This is a genomic window from Bacteroidota bacterium, from assembly GCA_016699695.1.
GTDB lineage: Bacteria > Bacteroidota > Bacteroidia > Bacteroidales > UBA10428 > UBA10428.
The window spans coordinates 2177977-2192841 of sequence record CP065006.1; the positions used below are offsets into that span (position 1 = coordinate 2177977).

Genomic DNA, 14865 nt, shown 5'->3' on the forward strand with positions numbered 1-14865 from the left:
GGTATTTACTATTTTCGCAGAAAAGGAGTTTACATGTATATTCTTACTGAGGTAGGTCGATATTTTTTGCTCATGCAAAGGGTTTTCTCCAAACCCGAACGATGGAGTCTATACTACCGCCAGACATTGCGGGAGATTGAAAGCTTAGGCCTGCGCTCAATTGGGATTGTAATCATTATTTCCATTTTTATGGGTGCTGTGGTTACACTTCAGACTCGGTATAACCTCGAGAACCCTCTTATTCCATTATATTTAATTGGTCTTACAGCCCGTGATACCATGCTGCTTGAATTTTCCTCTACCATTGTAGGCCTTATCCTAGCCGGTAAGGTAGGTTCGAATATTGCTTCAGAAATTGGGCACATGCGCATAACCGAGCAAATTGATGCTCTGGAGGTAATGGGGGTTAATTCTGCCTGTTACCTTGTTTTACCCAAAGTAGTAGCTGCGGTAATTTTTAATCCACTCCTGACTCTTCTAAGCATGTTTGTTGGTGTCTTTGGCGGTTGGCTGGCTAGTGTTACAACAGGTGCTTTAACTTCTGCCGATTACATCTATGGAATTCAATACTGGTTTATCCCCTTTTATGTATCATACAGCCTCATTAAAACAGTAGTATTTGCCATTATTATTACCACTGTTCCTGCGTTTTTTGGGTATTATGTCAGGGGAGGCGCTCTTGAAGTGGGACACTCCAGTACTAAGGGCGTAGTAGCCAGCTCTATTTTAATTCTGCTTTTTAATGTAATCCTTACTCAACTATTACTCGCCTGATGATTACTGTAAGAGAAGTAAGCAAATCGTTTGCGGAGAAGAAGGTGTTGCATGAGATATCGGTCGATTTCGAGCCCGGAAAAACGAATCTTATTATTGGCAAAAGCGGATCGGGAAAAACGGTACTCCTGAAATCAATTATTGGACTTCATAAAATTGATGAAGGTGAAATATTGTTTGCCGGTCAGAATCTGATGGCAATGAACGACAGGGAAAAGAGCCAGTTGCGTAAAGAAATGGGAATGCTATTTCAGGGCAGTGCTTTGTTCGATTCACTTACCGTTGAGGAGAATATCAAATTTCCGCTCGATATGTTTTCGGAAATGACAGAACATGAAAAACTAGACAGGCTGAATTTTTGCCTACATCGTGTGAACCTTGAAAAGGTCAATAAACTTTTTCCGGCAGAATTGAGCGGAGGCATGCAAAAGCGTGTGGCAATTGCCCGCGCCATAGTTTTAAATCCGAAATATCTGTTTTGCGACGAGCCCAACTCAGGCCTCGACCCTAAAACTGCCATAGTGATTGATAAGCTCATCAGCGACATTACCCACGAATTCCAGATTACTACTATCGTTAACACCCATGACATGAATTCGGTGATGGAAATCGGCGAAAAGGTGGTTTTTATTCACCAGGGATACAAGTGCTGGGAAGGTACTAGCGACGAAATACTTAATTCAAGTCACGAAAAACTCAACGATTTTATTTTTGCTTCAAGCTTTGCCAAAAAAATGAAAAATACTTTTGGTCAAGCTTCTTCGAAGGGAATGTAATCACCCTGGTCTTTATCTACCTTCTTTGTATTTTTTTTTGGATCTACCTGTATGGACACCTCTCCCTCTTTGCGTGAAACATTACCGTGCCTGTCTGAAAAGAAATTGCCTCCCTGCATCTGTCTGGGTCGGAACAATGAGCCGAGTATACGGAATACCAGAAATACTAATAGTACGATAAAAAGTATGCGAAAAAACCCCATTGTTTTAATTGTGTAAGAATTTGTTTAGCATGTCTGGAGGCAAAGATAATTGCTTTGTTCGATTACAATATCCAGTCCGACGAGCTAAATAGAGGTTTATCCTGAACAAGCTTTTTCTTTTGGTTGCATCCAAACAGCAGGTTAAAACCAAACTTCACGCTGTATTCGCTTACATCTACGGGCATTGGAACAGAGGCGCCATCAACATTAGCCATATCGTATTGGAAAGGAAGATGATCGATTACAGAATAGAAGTTAAGTGGTCCTAAGCGTAAGCCAAGACCAAGACCAAAGGTATTCAGGTTTCCTTTTAAAAGCGAATAACTGCCAGAGATAGCAATCATTGGTATTGGTCTCCAGTTGGCTAAAAGGAGTATGTCAGATTCTACATAGCTTGGATAAAGATCCATACGTGAAAGAAAGCCCACATCAAAACCTTGTGTAAGGAAATATCTTCCTCCCAGGGTTACTTTTGGATGGAGGGTAGTTACGAAAGCTTCGTTCGAACCTGTTATGTTCAGGCTTTCTTTTAATGAATCGAGCAGCAGGTCTCCCGGATTGGTCGAGTCGTCAAGAGTCTGTTCGAGTCCGGTGTAAGCAAAGGTTCCGTTTAGCGAGGTAATTTGCGTATTTTCGCGCCATTTAATATACCCCAGATCAATTACACTGGCCGATAGCTGAATTCTTTCAGTAGGTTTAAAATGCACGCCTAAATCAATGCCCAGGCCCCAGTTGCTGCTAAAAATCTTTTTATAGCCTGCAGGCGAAATCATTGTGCTGTCGATCAGAAACTCCCCATCTAAATCTATCATGCCGTCTTCATCTACTGGAATCGTTACGCCGGTTGCAGCAACACGTGCCTGGTAGTTAGCTGTTAGCACCCATTCTTCGGTACTGGTGTACAAACTGGTATTGTTATTTACCGGGCTGATGGTGGCCAAACCGGCCAGGTATTTTGGCCTTATACCAATTTGAAGCCGGTCGTTGAAATTGCGTGATATGTTTAATCCAATTTCGGCATATTGGAGTGATTCAAAACCCACATCGCTGAAGTCATAGGTTCTTCCATCTTCGTTGCCAATAAGCAGAAACTCCATCAGGTCTTTCGAAAGAGTAAGGTTGTTGTTGGCCTTGATGGTTCCATCGAGGCTGAAGTACATTTCTTTGACCCGGAATCCGATGGAGAATAGATTCAGGTGAGCCGTCAAACCTAAGGATTCAACATCGCCAAAATTGTTTAAAAACTCGTTAATATCTGCTTTGGGATGAAAGGGGTGTATTAATGAATCCGTTTCAGGATCGAGCCAAAGCAGGTCAGAGCCACTTAATCCGCTTGTGTGGATGTTTACATAGAATTCGGAAAAAACAGGTAATGCTGCGTGTGCATCGCAAGAGGGTTGCGTAGCTGGATTAAACAAATACGATTGAGGCGCATTGCCAAGGTAATACATAGTGTTGGCTTGCCCGTAAAGTTTTTGACTTATCGAAGTAAAAACCAATAAAAACGATGCAATGTGAATAAGTTTGGTCAAATGCCTCATAATGGTTCAATTTATCAGTTAACTATATACTTTCCCTTGGCTTTCAAACCAAACTGAAAGTTTATTTTGCTGTTGACACCCACACGCACGGAGCTGACTGAACCATAATCGGTGGTGACCATGGCGGCATGGAATATGAGGTGGGTGGCGTTGGTTAAGATGTTTTCTGCAGTTACCGGGTCAATTTCTATGGCATCGGAGTATTCAATTACATTGGTTTCCACTACATTACCTGTAAAATCAACTGGAGCTGGTTTAATAAGTAAACCAGTTACAGGGTTCAGGTCGATGGTTCCAAGTGTGAGGTTGTTGATAGAATCGTAAACAATCAGGCTGCCACCAAAACCAATCGGGAAGTAATTCTTAAAAATGTAATGGATTTCAGCATATTCAATTTCGTAACTTACATCTTCATCTGCAGGCTCTTCGCGTATTTTTAGCGTATCGGTGTAAGAGAGGTCGGCCCTTAATTCAAGAGGTACTTCAACTTCAAGAATCATTTTCATCATGCTTTCCTGGTTGGCCCAATTGTTCATAGTAAGGGAATCTTCTCCCAGATTCGAATAAGCATTTGCTCTTATTAAAATATCTTCCGGTGTAGGTAAAGCAATAAGTTCATCGATATTGCTGGTTGTATTACGGTCGAACAAAAAAGACCCGAAATAGTCTGGCATAAGGTAATTGTCAGAATATAGAAGGTGGCTTGTTCCAAAATCGATGGTCACATCTGGTTTTGTGGTGTGATTGAGATTCATGTCCATCTGCACAGCAATTGGTATACCCATATTGTTTTCGTAACGAAGCCTGAACTTAGGATTGGTAACATTCAATTCCCCTTCAAGTTGGCTTATCAGGTCCGGAGCAAAATCATTTATAAGTGTATCGAGGTTTAAAGTCTGGTAGCCAAAAAAACCAAAAATACTTTTAAAGTTGTCCAATTGTTCTACCCCAAAAACAATTGAAATATTTTCGCCTGGGTTAATAAAGTCGTCAAAGGGATTTTTATGGATAACAGGGGTAAATTTAACGGAGATGGCCGATCTGAGCTGGTTGTCAAGAAATGTACGCATTGTGTAATCGTCGATGGGAAAGATAGCCTCTCGGGTTTCGTTGGGTGAAATATGGGTGATGGAATCGTAAAAATTAATGCCACCGGGACTTCGAAGCGATGCTGATGAGATCAAGAGGGTAACCTCATGATTGAATTGATTATGAACCTGCAATACAAGGCTGCCCTGGTCCATCATGGAGCTGTCGATTCGCATGGAATTGTTAAGCAGCAACTCGTATATGGTATCGTTGATTAATTGGGGCAGTTCGATACGCCCTACAGGGGGTAGAGGAATGACTATTGTTGGAGCTATTGTGTAGTCAAATCTTGGCTGAGCAGGAATGTTTAGCAGTTCCTTTACAGGCACATCAATCACAGAATCTTGCGAATAGACAAGTTTCACGGTATCGCCATCGATCACTATCAGTGAGTCCTCGCTGTTTTCACTCATTTCCAGCACTGTAAACTCGCCAAATACGAGTGGCATGGCTATTTGCCGTTCCATGGCAATTTGTTCCGAAAGTTTATCGAAATCAAGGTCGTCACGTTTGCAACTGCTTATGCAGGCAAGCAGAATGCCTGTTAAAACAAAAAATCTGGCTGGCTTCATGCATTCAGAGATTAAAATACCTATTCTACGGCATAGTTGTATAAAAAGTTGTTTCTTCCTCCTACTATCAGGTTAAAACTATTCGTGCTAACATCGAAATAGCCTATAGAGAATAGTGTACGCCCTTCCAGCGGAAAATCTTTATACAATTCGCCATTGTTGTTTACAAGAAATATCTTTTCATCTTTTACCGATACCAGACCTATTTTTCTATTGGTATAGGAGAAATGATAGTATACAGGTTTTTCGGTAATTTCGCTCTTGAAATCTTTTCTAAAAAGGCTTTTTCCTTGATGGTCAAATACCTGCAGGCTATTATTATCGAGAAAAATATAGTCATTCTTTCCGTCGGCATTTACATCTTTGTAGTCGAAATGGTGTTTTTCCGAGAATTCATCGAAAGATTGCTGTTCTGTTCTACCATCGAAATAGATTTTTACAATGGTGCCATTTTTTAAAGTGGTTACCAGGTATGATGCCTGCAAACTTCCACCATCGTGCAGGTATATATCGTTATTTGCAGATTTTTGAACTGCCACACTGGTCTGCACTCTTTCATTCCCCTGTCGGTCGAGCATGTAAACGCGATGGTTATCGGCACATACAATGAAATCTTTGTTTTCTATTCTGAAGTGACGAATAGATTGTTCGATTGGATGGTCTACACCATTAAATTTCCAGCCAGGAATAAGAGTGCCTTCTTTTGTGTAGGCATATATTTTACGGTCGGCACACGGAATAAAAAATCGGTATTCTTTGCTTCCTTCGTAATCGAAAACGGAAACACCGGCGGTAGCTTTTTCGCGGAGCTTGACAGGATATTTTTCCAGGTAATTGCCATTACGATCTATAATATGTAAATAGTTTTCGGTGCTAAAAACAATTTGTAGTTTTTTGTTTTTGTAAAAGTCGATCTGTACAATTTCAGAATTAATCTTTTCGTTTAGAGGTTGTTTCCAAAGAATTCGTCCGGCCTGGTTTAAAAGATAGATGGAATGTTTGTCATCCTGAACAAATATTTCATTTTGGTTGGTAAGATGGTTAACCACAAAAACGGGTTTGCTGCTATGGGTAGTGTCGAGCAGGCTTTCCCAAATGGTTTTAGGTTTTCCACGATAGTTGGCAAAATGCTTTATAAATACATTCAGATAAGGCAATTTGCTTACTTCGCTCATCTGAAAACCAAAGGCTTGTACCGAATTTAAATCGCTGCGTAGCTGAGCCCACTTTTGATTGAATTCCGGGCTTAACTGCTTTGAAAAATAGTGGTTCGAACGGCTCACGTTAATATAACCCAGCATATAGCTGTGAATGGTCAGATTATCGGCAAAATCGCGGTAAATCTCGTCGTTGGCAAGAGTCTTCTGCAGAACATACTGATATACAAACTGAGAGGCTTCATCATGACTTGGAGCAACGACCAGGTAATTATCCAATAACACCATATAACACTCTTCTGCAAGCTGAAAAAAGTTGCCTAATATACGGCCGAAAAGCGGTGTGATCGGAATCTTGTATACTGGAAATTGAAGGATATTGTCTGGGCTGTAAGTTTGAACTCCTGCCTCGGGATTGATCTGGCTAATTTTTTCAGTAAGGTGCTGCAACTCCTTTTCGGCCTCACTGCCACTTTTACATTTTAACACAAGGTAATTTATGGCAGGGGCATCACTCTTAAAATTTACTGAGGCTACACCAAGCTCATTATCAATAATTTTCAGAAAAAACTGTTCAAAATCGAGACCGTATTTCGAATTCATATTGGCCAGGTTGGCCTGATAAGTATCGTATTTTCCACAAGCTTTTAAATAGACCATGTAATTCCTGTAAGATTTCTCTGCTTCAGAAATGCCAAAGGCCAGAAAAGATCCTGTAGAGGCTGGTAGCACCTTGTCAATAGTGATTGGCACAGGACGGCCTTGCGATACCATGCCGATTAAGTTTTCATTCCCTTCCTGATTCTGCGAAAACCCATTTAGCATTAACAGGTTGTTTTTAATATTCAGGTCGAGAGAAGCCCAAAGACCCAGATTTTTATATTTTTTGGCTGCCTCCGATAAATTGCTGTGACTGATGAGCGAGAATATCTTTCCTGCCTGGCTAAAATCGATGTACAGATTTGCTTGTTTATTTAATCCTGAAGTGCTTGTAATTTTTTCAAAATCAGGCTTGTCGAGTAAGGATTCATTTCGAGTAGATTGTCGAATAGCATCTTCAATAATAACCGGCGAATTGCTATAAGCCAGAAAGCCGTTTATTTGGGCTAACGCAATAACTCTTTTGTTAGTAAGGCTAATGGAATAAATTGTTTTGCCCTCGTAGCGACGTTCTGAGAAGTCGCTGATTAGTTTCGATTGATTGTGATGAAGGTATTGACGCACCTCCCTTTCGCTTAGATTATAAGGGAGGCTCAATAATACAAGATGATGAACCTTGTTTGAGCCTGAGAAATGGCCCGATACATAGAGGGTATTACTTGTAACATGTTTCCCAAATTTTCCATTTTCGTCAATAAGTGAATCGAGTAGAAAAAGTTCGTGGTCAATTCGTTCGAAGGCCTCAATAGTGCATAAGTCGTTCCAGACGACTATTTCTTCCTGGTCGAGTTGGCTCGCAATGCCAAAGCCATTAAGCTTTAGTATATACGCAGCATCTTGTGGAATTAGCTTAAGCGGGTTTGCTTCAGTTTTGGTACCCGAATAAATAACTAGAATGCCAATTAAGATCGAAACGCAAATGGTTAAAATAATACCTAAAATCAGCACCTTCCGTTCCATGCAGTTTTTTGGTTGTTTTTTCAAAAATACGAAATAGGGGGCTTTGTTTTTTTTTCATTTACTAACAGTGCACTGCATCGGGGTTTATTAATAATGGAGCTTAAAGTGCAGGCATGTTATTTTAACCCCAAACCATTTTTACAAGCCCCTTTGACTTAAGTTTACTATTATTGCATGGCTCAATTTTATAAAAAGTATTCACTCTTTTGTCAATTCAGTTTATAAAATGATTATGCCTTATTTGGATGAATAATAATATGAATTCAATTACCCCAAAATTGCACGAAAGCTGGAAACAAGTATTAAAGGATGAATTTGAGTCTCCCTACTTTTTAAAGCTAAAGGAGTTTTTAGTCACTGAAAGGAATTCCTATATTGTTTATCCAAAAGGAAACCTCATTTTTAATGCTTTAGACCGAACTCCCTTTGATCAGGTGCGCGTGGTGCTGCTTGGGCAGGATCCTTATCATGGCCCGGATCAGGCACATGGCCTTTCATTTTCGGTGCCATTTGGTATCAAACCACCCCCTTCGCTTGTAAACATCTATAAAGAACTTTCAACTGACTGTAGCATACCGGTTCCACATCACGGAAACCTCGAAAAATGGGCCTCGCAGGGAGTATTGTTACTCAATTCCACCCTTACTGTGCGAGCCAATCAGGCTGGTTCTCACCAAGGGAGAGGTTGGGAGCTGTTTACAAATTCAATTATCTGCAAACTTTCGGAACAGAAAAACGGGATTGTATTTTTGTTATGGGGTCGCTTTGCCCAGCAGAAACTTAGCCTGATTGACCAGAAAAAACACTTTGTGCTGCTGGCAGCTCATCCATCACCATTATCGGCCTATCAGGGTTTTTTTGGATGCAAACATTTCTCGAAAACTAACGAATTGCTGTTGAAACAGGGTTTAGCCACTATTGATTGGAACCCGGGCGAAGGTGGAATATTTGCCTGAAAGCAATTCAGCTTGCTTAATTAAGATCAGTTATGTTCTTTTCAGCCAGGGCTTTGTATGCTTGCTGTATTTTTTCAGATCTTTTGTTTTCGGTATACTGTGCCAATAAAGCTACCAGCAGAGAAAAAATAATTACCGAGGCTTTTAAAAGTTGAATCTTTTTCATGGTGTGAGTTTTTTGCGTTCTGCTTCTAACACACACTAAAGCAATTTTACCCTTACTTTATTCGTGAGACTTAAATTTCATGAGTTCACGAAATGAGATTTTATAGTCGAATCTCGATTTAAATCAGGACAGAAAGCGGGTGCGCGGGTAAATACCCCGCCTCTTGAGGCGAATAAAATAAAATCCTTTTAATAGACCCCGTCAGCTTGCTGCGGGGAGCTTCATTCGAAAAGATACTAAAAGAATACTGGATTAAAGTGTTTGTCGATATAAGAAAGCCTTATTTGGCCTGTGCTCAGATTTTCGAATACCATATAAAGGTTGTCTCCAAGCTGACAGTAACCAAAATCTCTCTCGCTTACTGCTTTTTCCTCAATAAAGTTCCAGTTTGTATTGTATCGGATAAGCTTATTGCCGTCTTTTACAAGGAAGGATTCTCCCAAAAGGTCGTTTTCCGGATGAACGGCAAAATATTTATCGATTCCACCTATTTTGCTTAGCGCACAGTTTTCGTCGAAACGATAAAGCGAAGTGGTGTTATTTTTTTTGGAATACACGGCAAAGTCGATACTGTTTTGTAAGGGGTTTTTAATCACAAAAAGCAATTGGTCCCATTCCATTTCGGTTTCAGAAAGAGGGATGGTTTTTGACTCGAAAACTACACTTGGGTTTTTAAATTTTTCTATAAATACCGTTTTTTCAGAAGCATTAAAATTCAGGTAGTAAAGTTTATTGTTGAGGTTAAAAAGGAAGGGTTTTGTCGACGCATTAGGCTGGGAAAATACTTTTGTCCATACTTTAATGCGTGTTTCATCAAAAAAATCGATTTTAAAATTTCCTTGTGCATTGAATCCTGTAAAAAGAATTCCTTCGTTGTAATCGATCGGGTTGCTTTGACTTGTTTCGAATAAGTCATTTTGGTCCGACGATTTGTAAAACAGAAAACTCTTCGATCCTGTTTCAGTCATGTTAATTGCCAGGATAGAATCACCCAGAAAGTTCGATTCTCCAAGAGATTCTTTTAAATCGGCAGTATTTTCAAATCGGTTTTCTGCTTTGAGTTTAGTGTTGAGCAAGTAAAAAATTTCCTTTGCTATTTCGCCTGACTGGCCAGACTTATTTACACTTAAAAGTATGGATTGTCCTGTGAAAACAGCATAGTTGGCTTTGAGGTACGAATCAGATTTTAATATGCTTCCATTATCAAGCACTTCGATCTGTTTCTCAATGGAAGAATTTAGTTTGTTGTTTAAAAAGACTTCGAGCAGAATAGTATACTTTCCGGCGGAGGCGAAGGTATGCGAGGCTTGTGGAAGCTCATATACGTTCCCATCACTCACGGTCCATTGCACTTGCGAACCCTGAGAGTGACTCAGACTAATTAATGAAACAGCTTGGTTTGTTGTAGTAACGACTGGGATGTCGAAATTGGCTGAATTGACTATTGTGTTTTCTGTCTCCTGCTCGCACGAAACAATGCCAAAGAATAGCACTATTAATAATGCAATTTGGATTAATCTATTCGGGTTATTGTGAGCTGTAAAAAACATGTTTCCTGTCAAATCGATACTGAAAGTAACGATTAGAAGCGGTAGCCGTCATATGTTTTTGATAAACTGGCCAATAGTTAAGGGCAACGGAAACTTTTTATCGATTGGAGCAAAATAGGATACACCAAAGGCGATAATTTATTTTAGCTTTTATTATCGGTTGCGTAAAGAAAGTATCGATAAAAAAGGGATAAAAAAAGCTGTCAGATTTCTGACAGCTTGATGTTTTTTATTCAGGCTAAAACTTATAGGCAAATAACACAATTTTGACCCTGAAATTCATTGGTAGTCAATTTATCTGGTTCGGGGTCATTTATCCACTTTGCCTGATCGGCAAAATACTTATATTGGTATTCTTTGCCTGTTTCCAGGTTGAGGGTAACCGAAAACTCCCCACCTTTAAGTTTCTTCATCGGGTTGGCAAGGCGATCCCAGTTATTAAAATCGCCCACCAGGTAGACTTCTGAAAATCCATTTGCTGCAGGCTGATCCAGTTTAAAGGTAACCTTGCATTCGGGCTTTGTGGCCAGGTACTTTTTCGAAAGACTCATATTGTTTAGTTTTTAGGTTGTTTAAATTCGAAATTAATTTCAACGAACAATGCAAATTTACCCTTAAAATAGCAATTTATGAATGAATAAACACTAAAAATTTATTAATTCTCAAGGCTTATTAGATAAAAGTTGAACCGAAAGGCCATGTTTTTCAAAATGGGCTTTTATTCGTGAGACTTAAATTTCATGAGTTCACGAAATGAAATTTTATAGTCGAATCCCGATTTAATCGGGACTGAAAGCGGGTGCGCTAGTAAATACCCCGCCTCTTGTGGCGAATAAAATAAAATCCTTTGCAGGTACCCCGTCAGCATGCTGAGGGGAGCTTCATTTGCGAATATGTCGTATCATTTTCAGGGCCATATCAAACAGAACAATCTTTGCATTGGCATTTCGCTCAATGTCAGCACTAGATGAGGTAAACTCATGGCAAATATCGATAATATTGCGGCCATTCACAAAAGGATGAAATTTTTCAGAAAAGGCTTCTTCTTCATTTGAGAGGTAAAGTAGATCATTGTTTTGGAGGTTTTTTATGAAGTTTTCGCGCACCAGTTTTAAGGCATATTTGAAAAAGCCTTTCAGCCTTTCGCGACCGATGCTTGCCATCTCCTCCACCCAGATATTTATTTCAGGTATGGCACCCTTGTAACACAGGCGCATAAATATTCCAAATTGCTCAAATTGGAAGGCTGTTTCTTCCGAAGTTTCGAGTATTTCCTGGGCGGCAATCAAACTACCACCTGCCAACCGTGCTACATTTGTGGCTTGAGGAGGCGGAAGGTGGTGTTTTTCAACTAAATAATTCGCAAGTTCGTCGTGGTCGATTTTCGACAATTTTACGGGTTGGGTGCGTGAGGAAATGGTAATTAACACTTGCTCAGGAATTTCTGAAATCATCAGAAAAATAGTTTTCTCCGGAGGTTCTTCTACCAATTTAAGAAGCATGTTTGCTGCAGCGGAATGCATTTTTTCTGGTAGCCACAGGATGAGAAATTTATAGTCGCTCTCGAACGATTTAAGGTTTAGTTTGCGTATAATGGCTTCGCTGTCGTTGCGCGAAATAAGTGCTTGCTTGTTTTCTATTTCCATTAAGTTATACCACCTTGAGGAAAGAAAATAAGGGTTTTGAAGCAATGTTTCACGCCAGAGTGGCAGGTAATCGTCACTTGTCGGATCTTTCTTTACTTCCTTTGAAGTGTTGACAGGGTATACAAAATGCAAGTCAGGATGTGATAAGTGCGCAAACTTTTTACAACTGATACATACACCGCATGAATCTTCTTTCGAACGGTTTGTGCAGGCTATGTATTGCGCATAGGCTATGGCTAAGGGGAGAGTGCCTGAACCTTCGGGACCAAAAAATAATTGGGCATGAGGTATCCGGCCTGCTGTCACCGACTGCCTCAAATGGTCTTTTACCCGATCTTGTCCTATTACCTGATTAAAAAGCATATTTTAAGCTTTCAAAATTAGCGAAAGAATTGACTTTTCTTTAAAATGCAGTATCTCAAATTTAGATTTGCTTTCAGAGTAAATATTATTGTGAAGTTTATAACAATACCGCTAAAACTGATATCAATCAGTTTAATAAGTTTTCTTACCTTTGTGCTTCAAAATGTAAAACCAAAAAGTTTATTGTATGCAACTAATTGATAATTATAATTTTGCTGGCAAAAGAGCCATTGTAAGAGTCGACTTTAATGTGCCGCTTAACAAAGAAACCTTTGAAGTAACCGATGATACACGTATACGTGGCGCATTGCCAACCATCAATAAAATATTAAAAGATGGTGGTTCAGTGATTCTTATGTCGCATTTGGGTCGCCCAAAAGCTGGTCCAGAGAAAAAATCATCGCTTCAACATGTAATTCCTGCACTTAAAGCTTTAATGGGTGGCAAAAACATTCTTTTTTGCGACGATTGCATGAAGGCAAAGCCAATGGCTGATGCACTTAAAAGCGGTGAGATTCTCTTGTTGGAGAACCTTCGTTTTTACGAAGAAGAAGAAGGAAAGCCGCGACTGGCAGAAGATGCCAGCGAAGAAGAAAAAAAGGCTGGTAAGGCTAGAGTGAAAGAAAGCCAAAAGAATTTTGTAGCTACCCTGGCTAGTTATGCCGATGTTTACGTGAACGATGCTTTTGGTACTGCTCACCGCGCCCATGGTTCAACAGCCCTAATTGCCGATCATTTCGATGTGAAGGATAAAATGTTTGGGTACCTTATCGTGAAGGAACTTGAAGCAATGGATAAGGTTATTAAATCGGCAGATAAACCCAAAACAGCCATTATGGGTGGTGCAAAGGTATCCGATAAAATTCTTATTATCAAAAGGCTTCTTCCTACCATCGATAACCTTATCATCGGTGGTGGTATGACTTATACCTTTATTAAAGCCCAAGGCGGAAAGATAGGAAAATCACTTTGTGAAGAAGATAAGCTGGACCTTGCTCTTGAAATTCTTCAGGAAGCCAAGGCGCACAATGTAAAAGTGTATTTGCCAACCGATGCAGTGAATGCAGATGCCTTCGATGCCAATGCTAATACTTCAATCTCAAAAACCAACGAAACTCCTGATGGTTGGATGGGGCTTGACATTGCGGACGAATCCATTGCCACTTTCTCACAGGTAATTGCCGATTCGAAAATAGTGTTATGGAATGGTCCGATGGGTGTTTTTGAAATGGATAAGTTTTCGAAAGGAACTTCTGCCATTGCAAAAGCGCTTGCACTGGCTACCTCCAAGGGTGCCTTTACACTGGTTGGTGGTGGCGATTCAGTTGCTGCTGTGAATAAAAATAAGCTAGCCGATAAAGTGGGATATGTGTCAACCGGTGGAGGTGCCATGCTAGAATACATGGAAGGTAAAGCCTTGCCGGGAATTCTTGCAATCCGAGGCGAATAAAGAGAATTACATTACCTTTTGATAATCCCCCGGATTGGTTATTTTTACACCAGTCCGGGGTTTTTATCTTCTCTTTTTGGCCTAAGTGTAAATAGCCAACCCACTCTCTGGCATCAAAGGGTGAAATTTGATTTAAGACTAAGGAAAACAATCAAAATTAGATCAATATGAGTTTCGAGAAAATTGCAATTTTAGGTGGGGGCAACCTGGGTTCTTCAATTGCACAGGGGATAATCAGTGCAGGCATTACCCAGGCTAATCACATAAAAGTTACCCGTCGAAGAGTGCATCTGCTTGATAAATTAAAAGAGATAGGCATTGTAGTAATGGCCGAAAACGATAAGGCTGTGAAGGATGCAAGTCTTATAATATTGGCTGTGAAGCCTCACCAGATCAATTCACTTCTTGCTGAAGTAGCTGAGCATATTGTTGCTTCTAAACCACTCGTAGTGTCAGTAATTACTGGAGTTTCTATTGCGCAGCTAAAAGAATCTCTGCCTGGCGTTTCCATCGTAAGAGCTATGCCCAATACTGCCATTGCCTTATGCGATTCCATGACCTGTATTTCGGGTGATGGCGAGTCGAAGGAATCGGAAAAGAAGGTAAAGGAATTCTTTGATCAACTCGGTGAGACTATAGTAATTAATGAAGAGTTAATGGGAGCTGCAACAGTAGTCGGAGCCTGTGGTATCGCCTTTGCATTGCGTTTTATGCGTGCTATGTCGCAAGGTGGTATCGAAATAGGATTTGGGGCCGAGGTTTCTCAACTTATTACTGCTCAAACCATTAAGGGGGCAGCCCGATTAATACTCGAAAGTAACAATCATCCGGAGAAAGAAATTGATAAAGTGACTACCCCAATGGGAGTTACCATTTCGGGATTGAATGAGATGGAACATCAGGGTTTTAGCTCGGCAGTGATTAAAGGTTTGCTCACTTCTTTCAATAAGCTGGACCTTATGAAAACCAAAAAATCGGAATAGACTTAAAAAATTGACCGGC

General features: G+C 40.1%; 13 protein-coding genes. 5 read left to right on the forward strand and 8 right to left on the reverse strand.

Going from position 1 to position 14865, the window contains the following annotated elements:
• The first annotated feature begins 33 nt into the window (after nucleotides 1–33).
• Complete coding sequence (locus tag IPM71_09205) at nucleotides 34–774, forward strand: ABC transporter permease (protein ID QQS49797.1); 741 nt, start codon at nucleotides 34–36, stop codon at nucleotides 772–774.
• Entirely contained in the window at nucleotides 774–1550 is a 777-nt protein-coding gene (locus IPM71_09210) for an ATP-binding cassette domain-containing protein (protein ID QQS49798.1), read from the forward strand. The genes IPM71_09205 and IPM71_09210 overlap by 1 nt, the downstream gene beginning before the upstream one ends.
• On the opposite strand, the gene IPM71_09215 is transcribed toward IPM71_09210, so the two are convergent.
• From IPM71_09215 to IPM71_09230, 4 genes are all read right to left on the reverse strand, one after another.
• Nucleotides 1526–1753 carry a hypothetical protein gene (locus IPM71_09215; protein QQS49799.1) on the reverse strand — a complete coding sequence of 76 codons (228 nt, stop codon included), beginning with the start codon at nucleotides 1751–1753 and terminating at the stop codon, nucleotides 1526–1528. The two genes, IPM71_09210 and IPM71_09215, sit on opposite strands and share 25 nt — an antisense overlap.
• 62 nt (nucleotides 1754–1815) lie before the next feature.
• On the reverse strand, nucleotides 1816–3294 hold the full coding sequence (locus IPM71_09220; GenBank protein ID QQS49800.1) for a hypothetical protein: 1479 nt from the start codon (nucleotides 3292–3294) through the stop codon (nucleotides 1816–1818).
• A gap of 14 nt (nucleotides 3295–3308) precedes the next feature.
• Complete coding sequence (locus tag IPM71_09225) at nucleotides 3309–4955, reverse strand: hypothetical protein (GenBank protein QQS49801.1); 1647 nt, start codon at nucleotides 4953–4955, stop codon at nucleotides 3309–3311.
• A gap of 20 nt (nucleotides 4956–4975) precedes the next feature.
• Nucleotides 4976–7732, reverse strand: a complete 2757-nt coding sequence (locus IPM71_09230) for a DUF3352 domain-containing protein (protein QQS49802.1) — start codon at nucleotides 7730–7732, stop codon at nucleotides 4976–4978.
• Between the two features lie 257 nt (nucleotides 7733–7989).
• Between IPM71_09230 and ung the strand changes: the two genes are divergently transcribed.
• A complete protein-coding gene (gene ung / locus IPM71_09235) occupies nucleotides 7990–8688 on the forward strand; it encodes a uracil-DNA glycosylase (protein ID QQS49803.1) in 699 nt (232 codons plus the stop codon).
• Between the two features lie 16 nt (nucleotides 8689–8704).
• Here the strand turns inward: ung and IPM71_09240 are convergent, their stop codons facing one another.
• The 4 genes from IPM71_09240 to IPM71_09255 all read right to left on the reverse strand — a co-directional run bounded on the left by IPM71_09240 (nucleotide 8705) and on the right by IPM71_09255 (nucleotide 12413).
• Nucleotides 8705–8854 carry a hypothetical protein gene (locus IPM71_09240; protein QQS49804.1) on the reverse strand — a complete coding sequence of 50 codons (150 nt, stop codon included), beginning with the start codon at nucleotides 8852–8854 and terminating at the stop codon, nucleotides 8705–8707.
• Between the two features lie 236 nt (nucleotides 8855–9090).
• The gene (locus IPM71_09245; GenBank protein QQS49805.1) at nucleotides 9091–10404 is read right to left on the reverse strand and encodes a PKD domain-containing protein; all 1314 of its coding nucleotides are present in this window, start codon (nucleotides 10402–10404) and stop codon (nucleotides 9091–9093) included.
• Between the two features lie 245 nt (nucleotides 10405–10649).
• On the reverse strand, nucleotides 10650–10955 hold the full coding sequence (locus tag IPM71_09250) for an isoamylase early set domain-containing protein (GenBank protein QQS49806.1): 306 nt from the start codon (nucleotides 10953–10955) through the stop codon (nucleotides 10650–10652).
• A gap of 330 nt (nucleotides 10956–11285) precedes the next feature.
• Nucleotides 11286–12413: a DNA polymerase III subunit delta gene (locus IPM71_09255; protein QQS49807.1), complete on the reverse strand. Its 1128-nt coding sequence runs from the start codon at nucleotides 12411–12413 to the stop codon at nucleotides 11286–11288.
• 187 nt (nucleotides 12414–12600) lie between these two features.
• On the opposite strand from IPM71_09255, the gene IPM71_09260 reads away from it, so the two are divergent.
• Entirely contained in the window at nucleotides 12601–13863 is a 1263-nt protein-coding gene (locus tag IPM71_09260) for a phosphoglycerate kinase (GenBank protein QQS49808.1), read from the forward strand.
• Between the two features lie 167 nt (nucleotides 13864–14030).
• A complete protein-coding gene (gene proC / locus IPM71_09265; protein QQS49809.1) occupies nucleotides 14031–14846 on the forward strand; it encodes a pyrroline-5-carboxylate reductase in 816 nt (271 codons plus the stop codon).
• The last annotated feature ends 19 nt before the right edge of the window (nucleotides 14847–14865 follow it).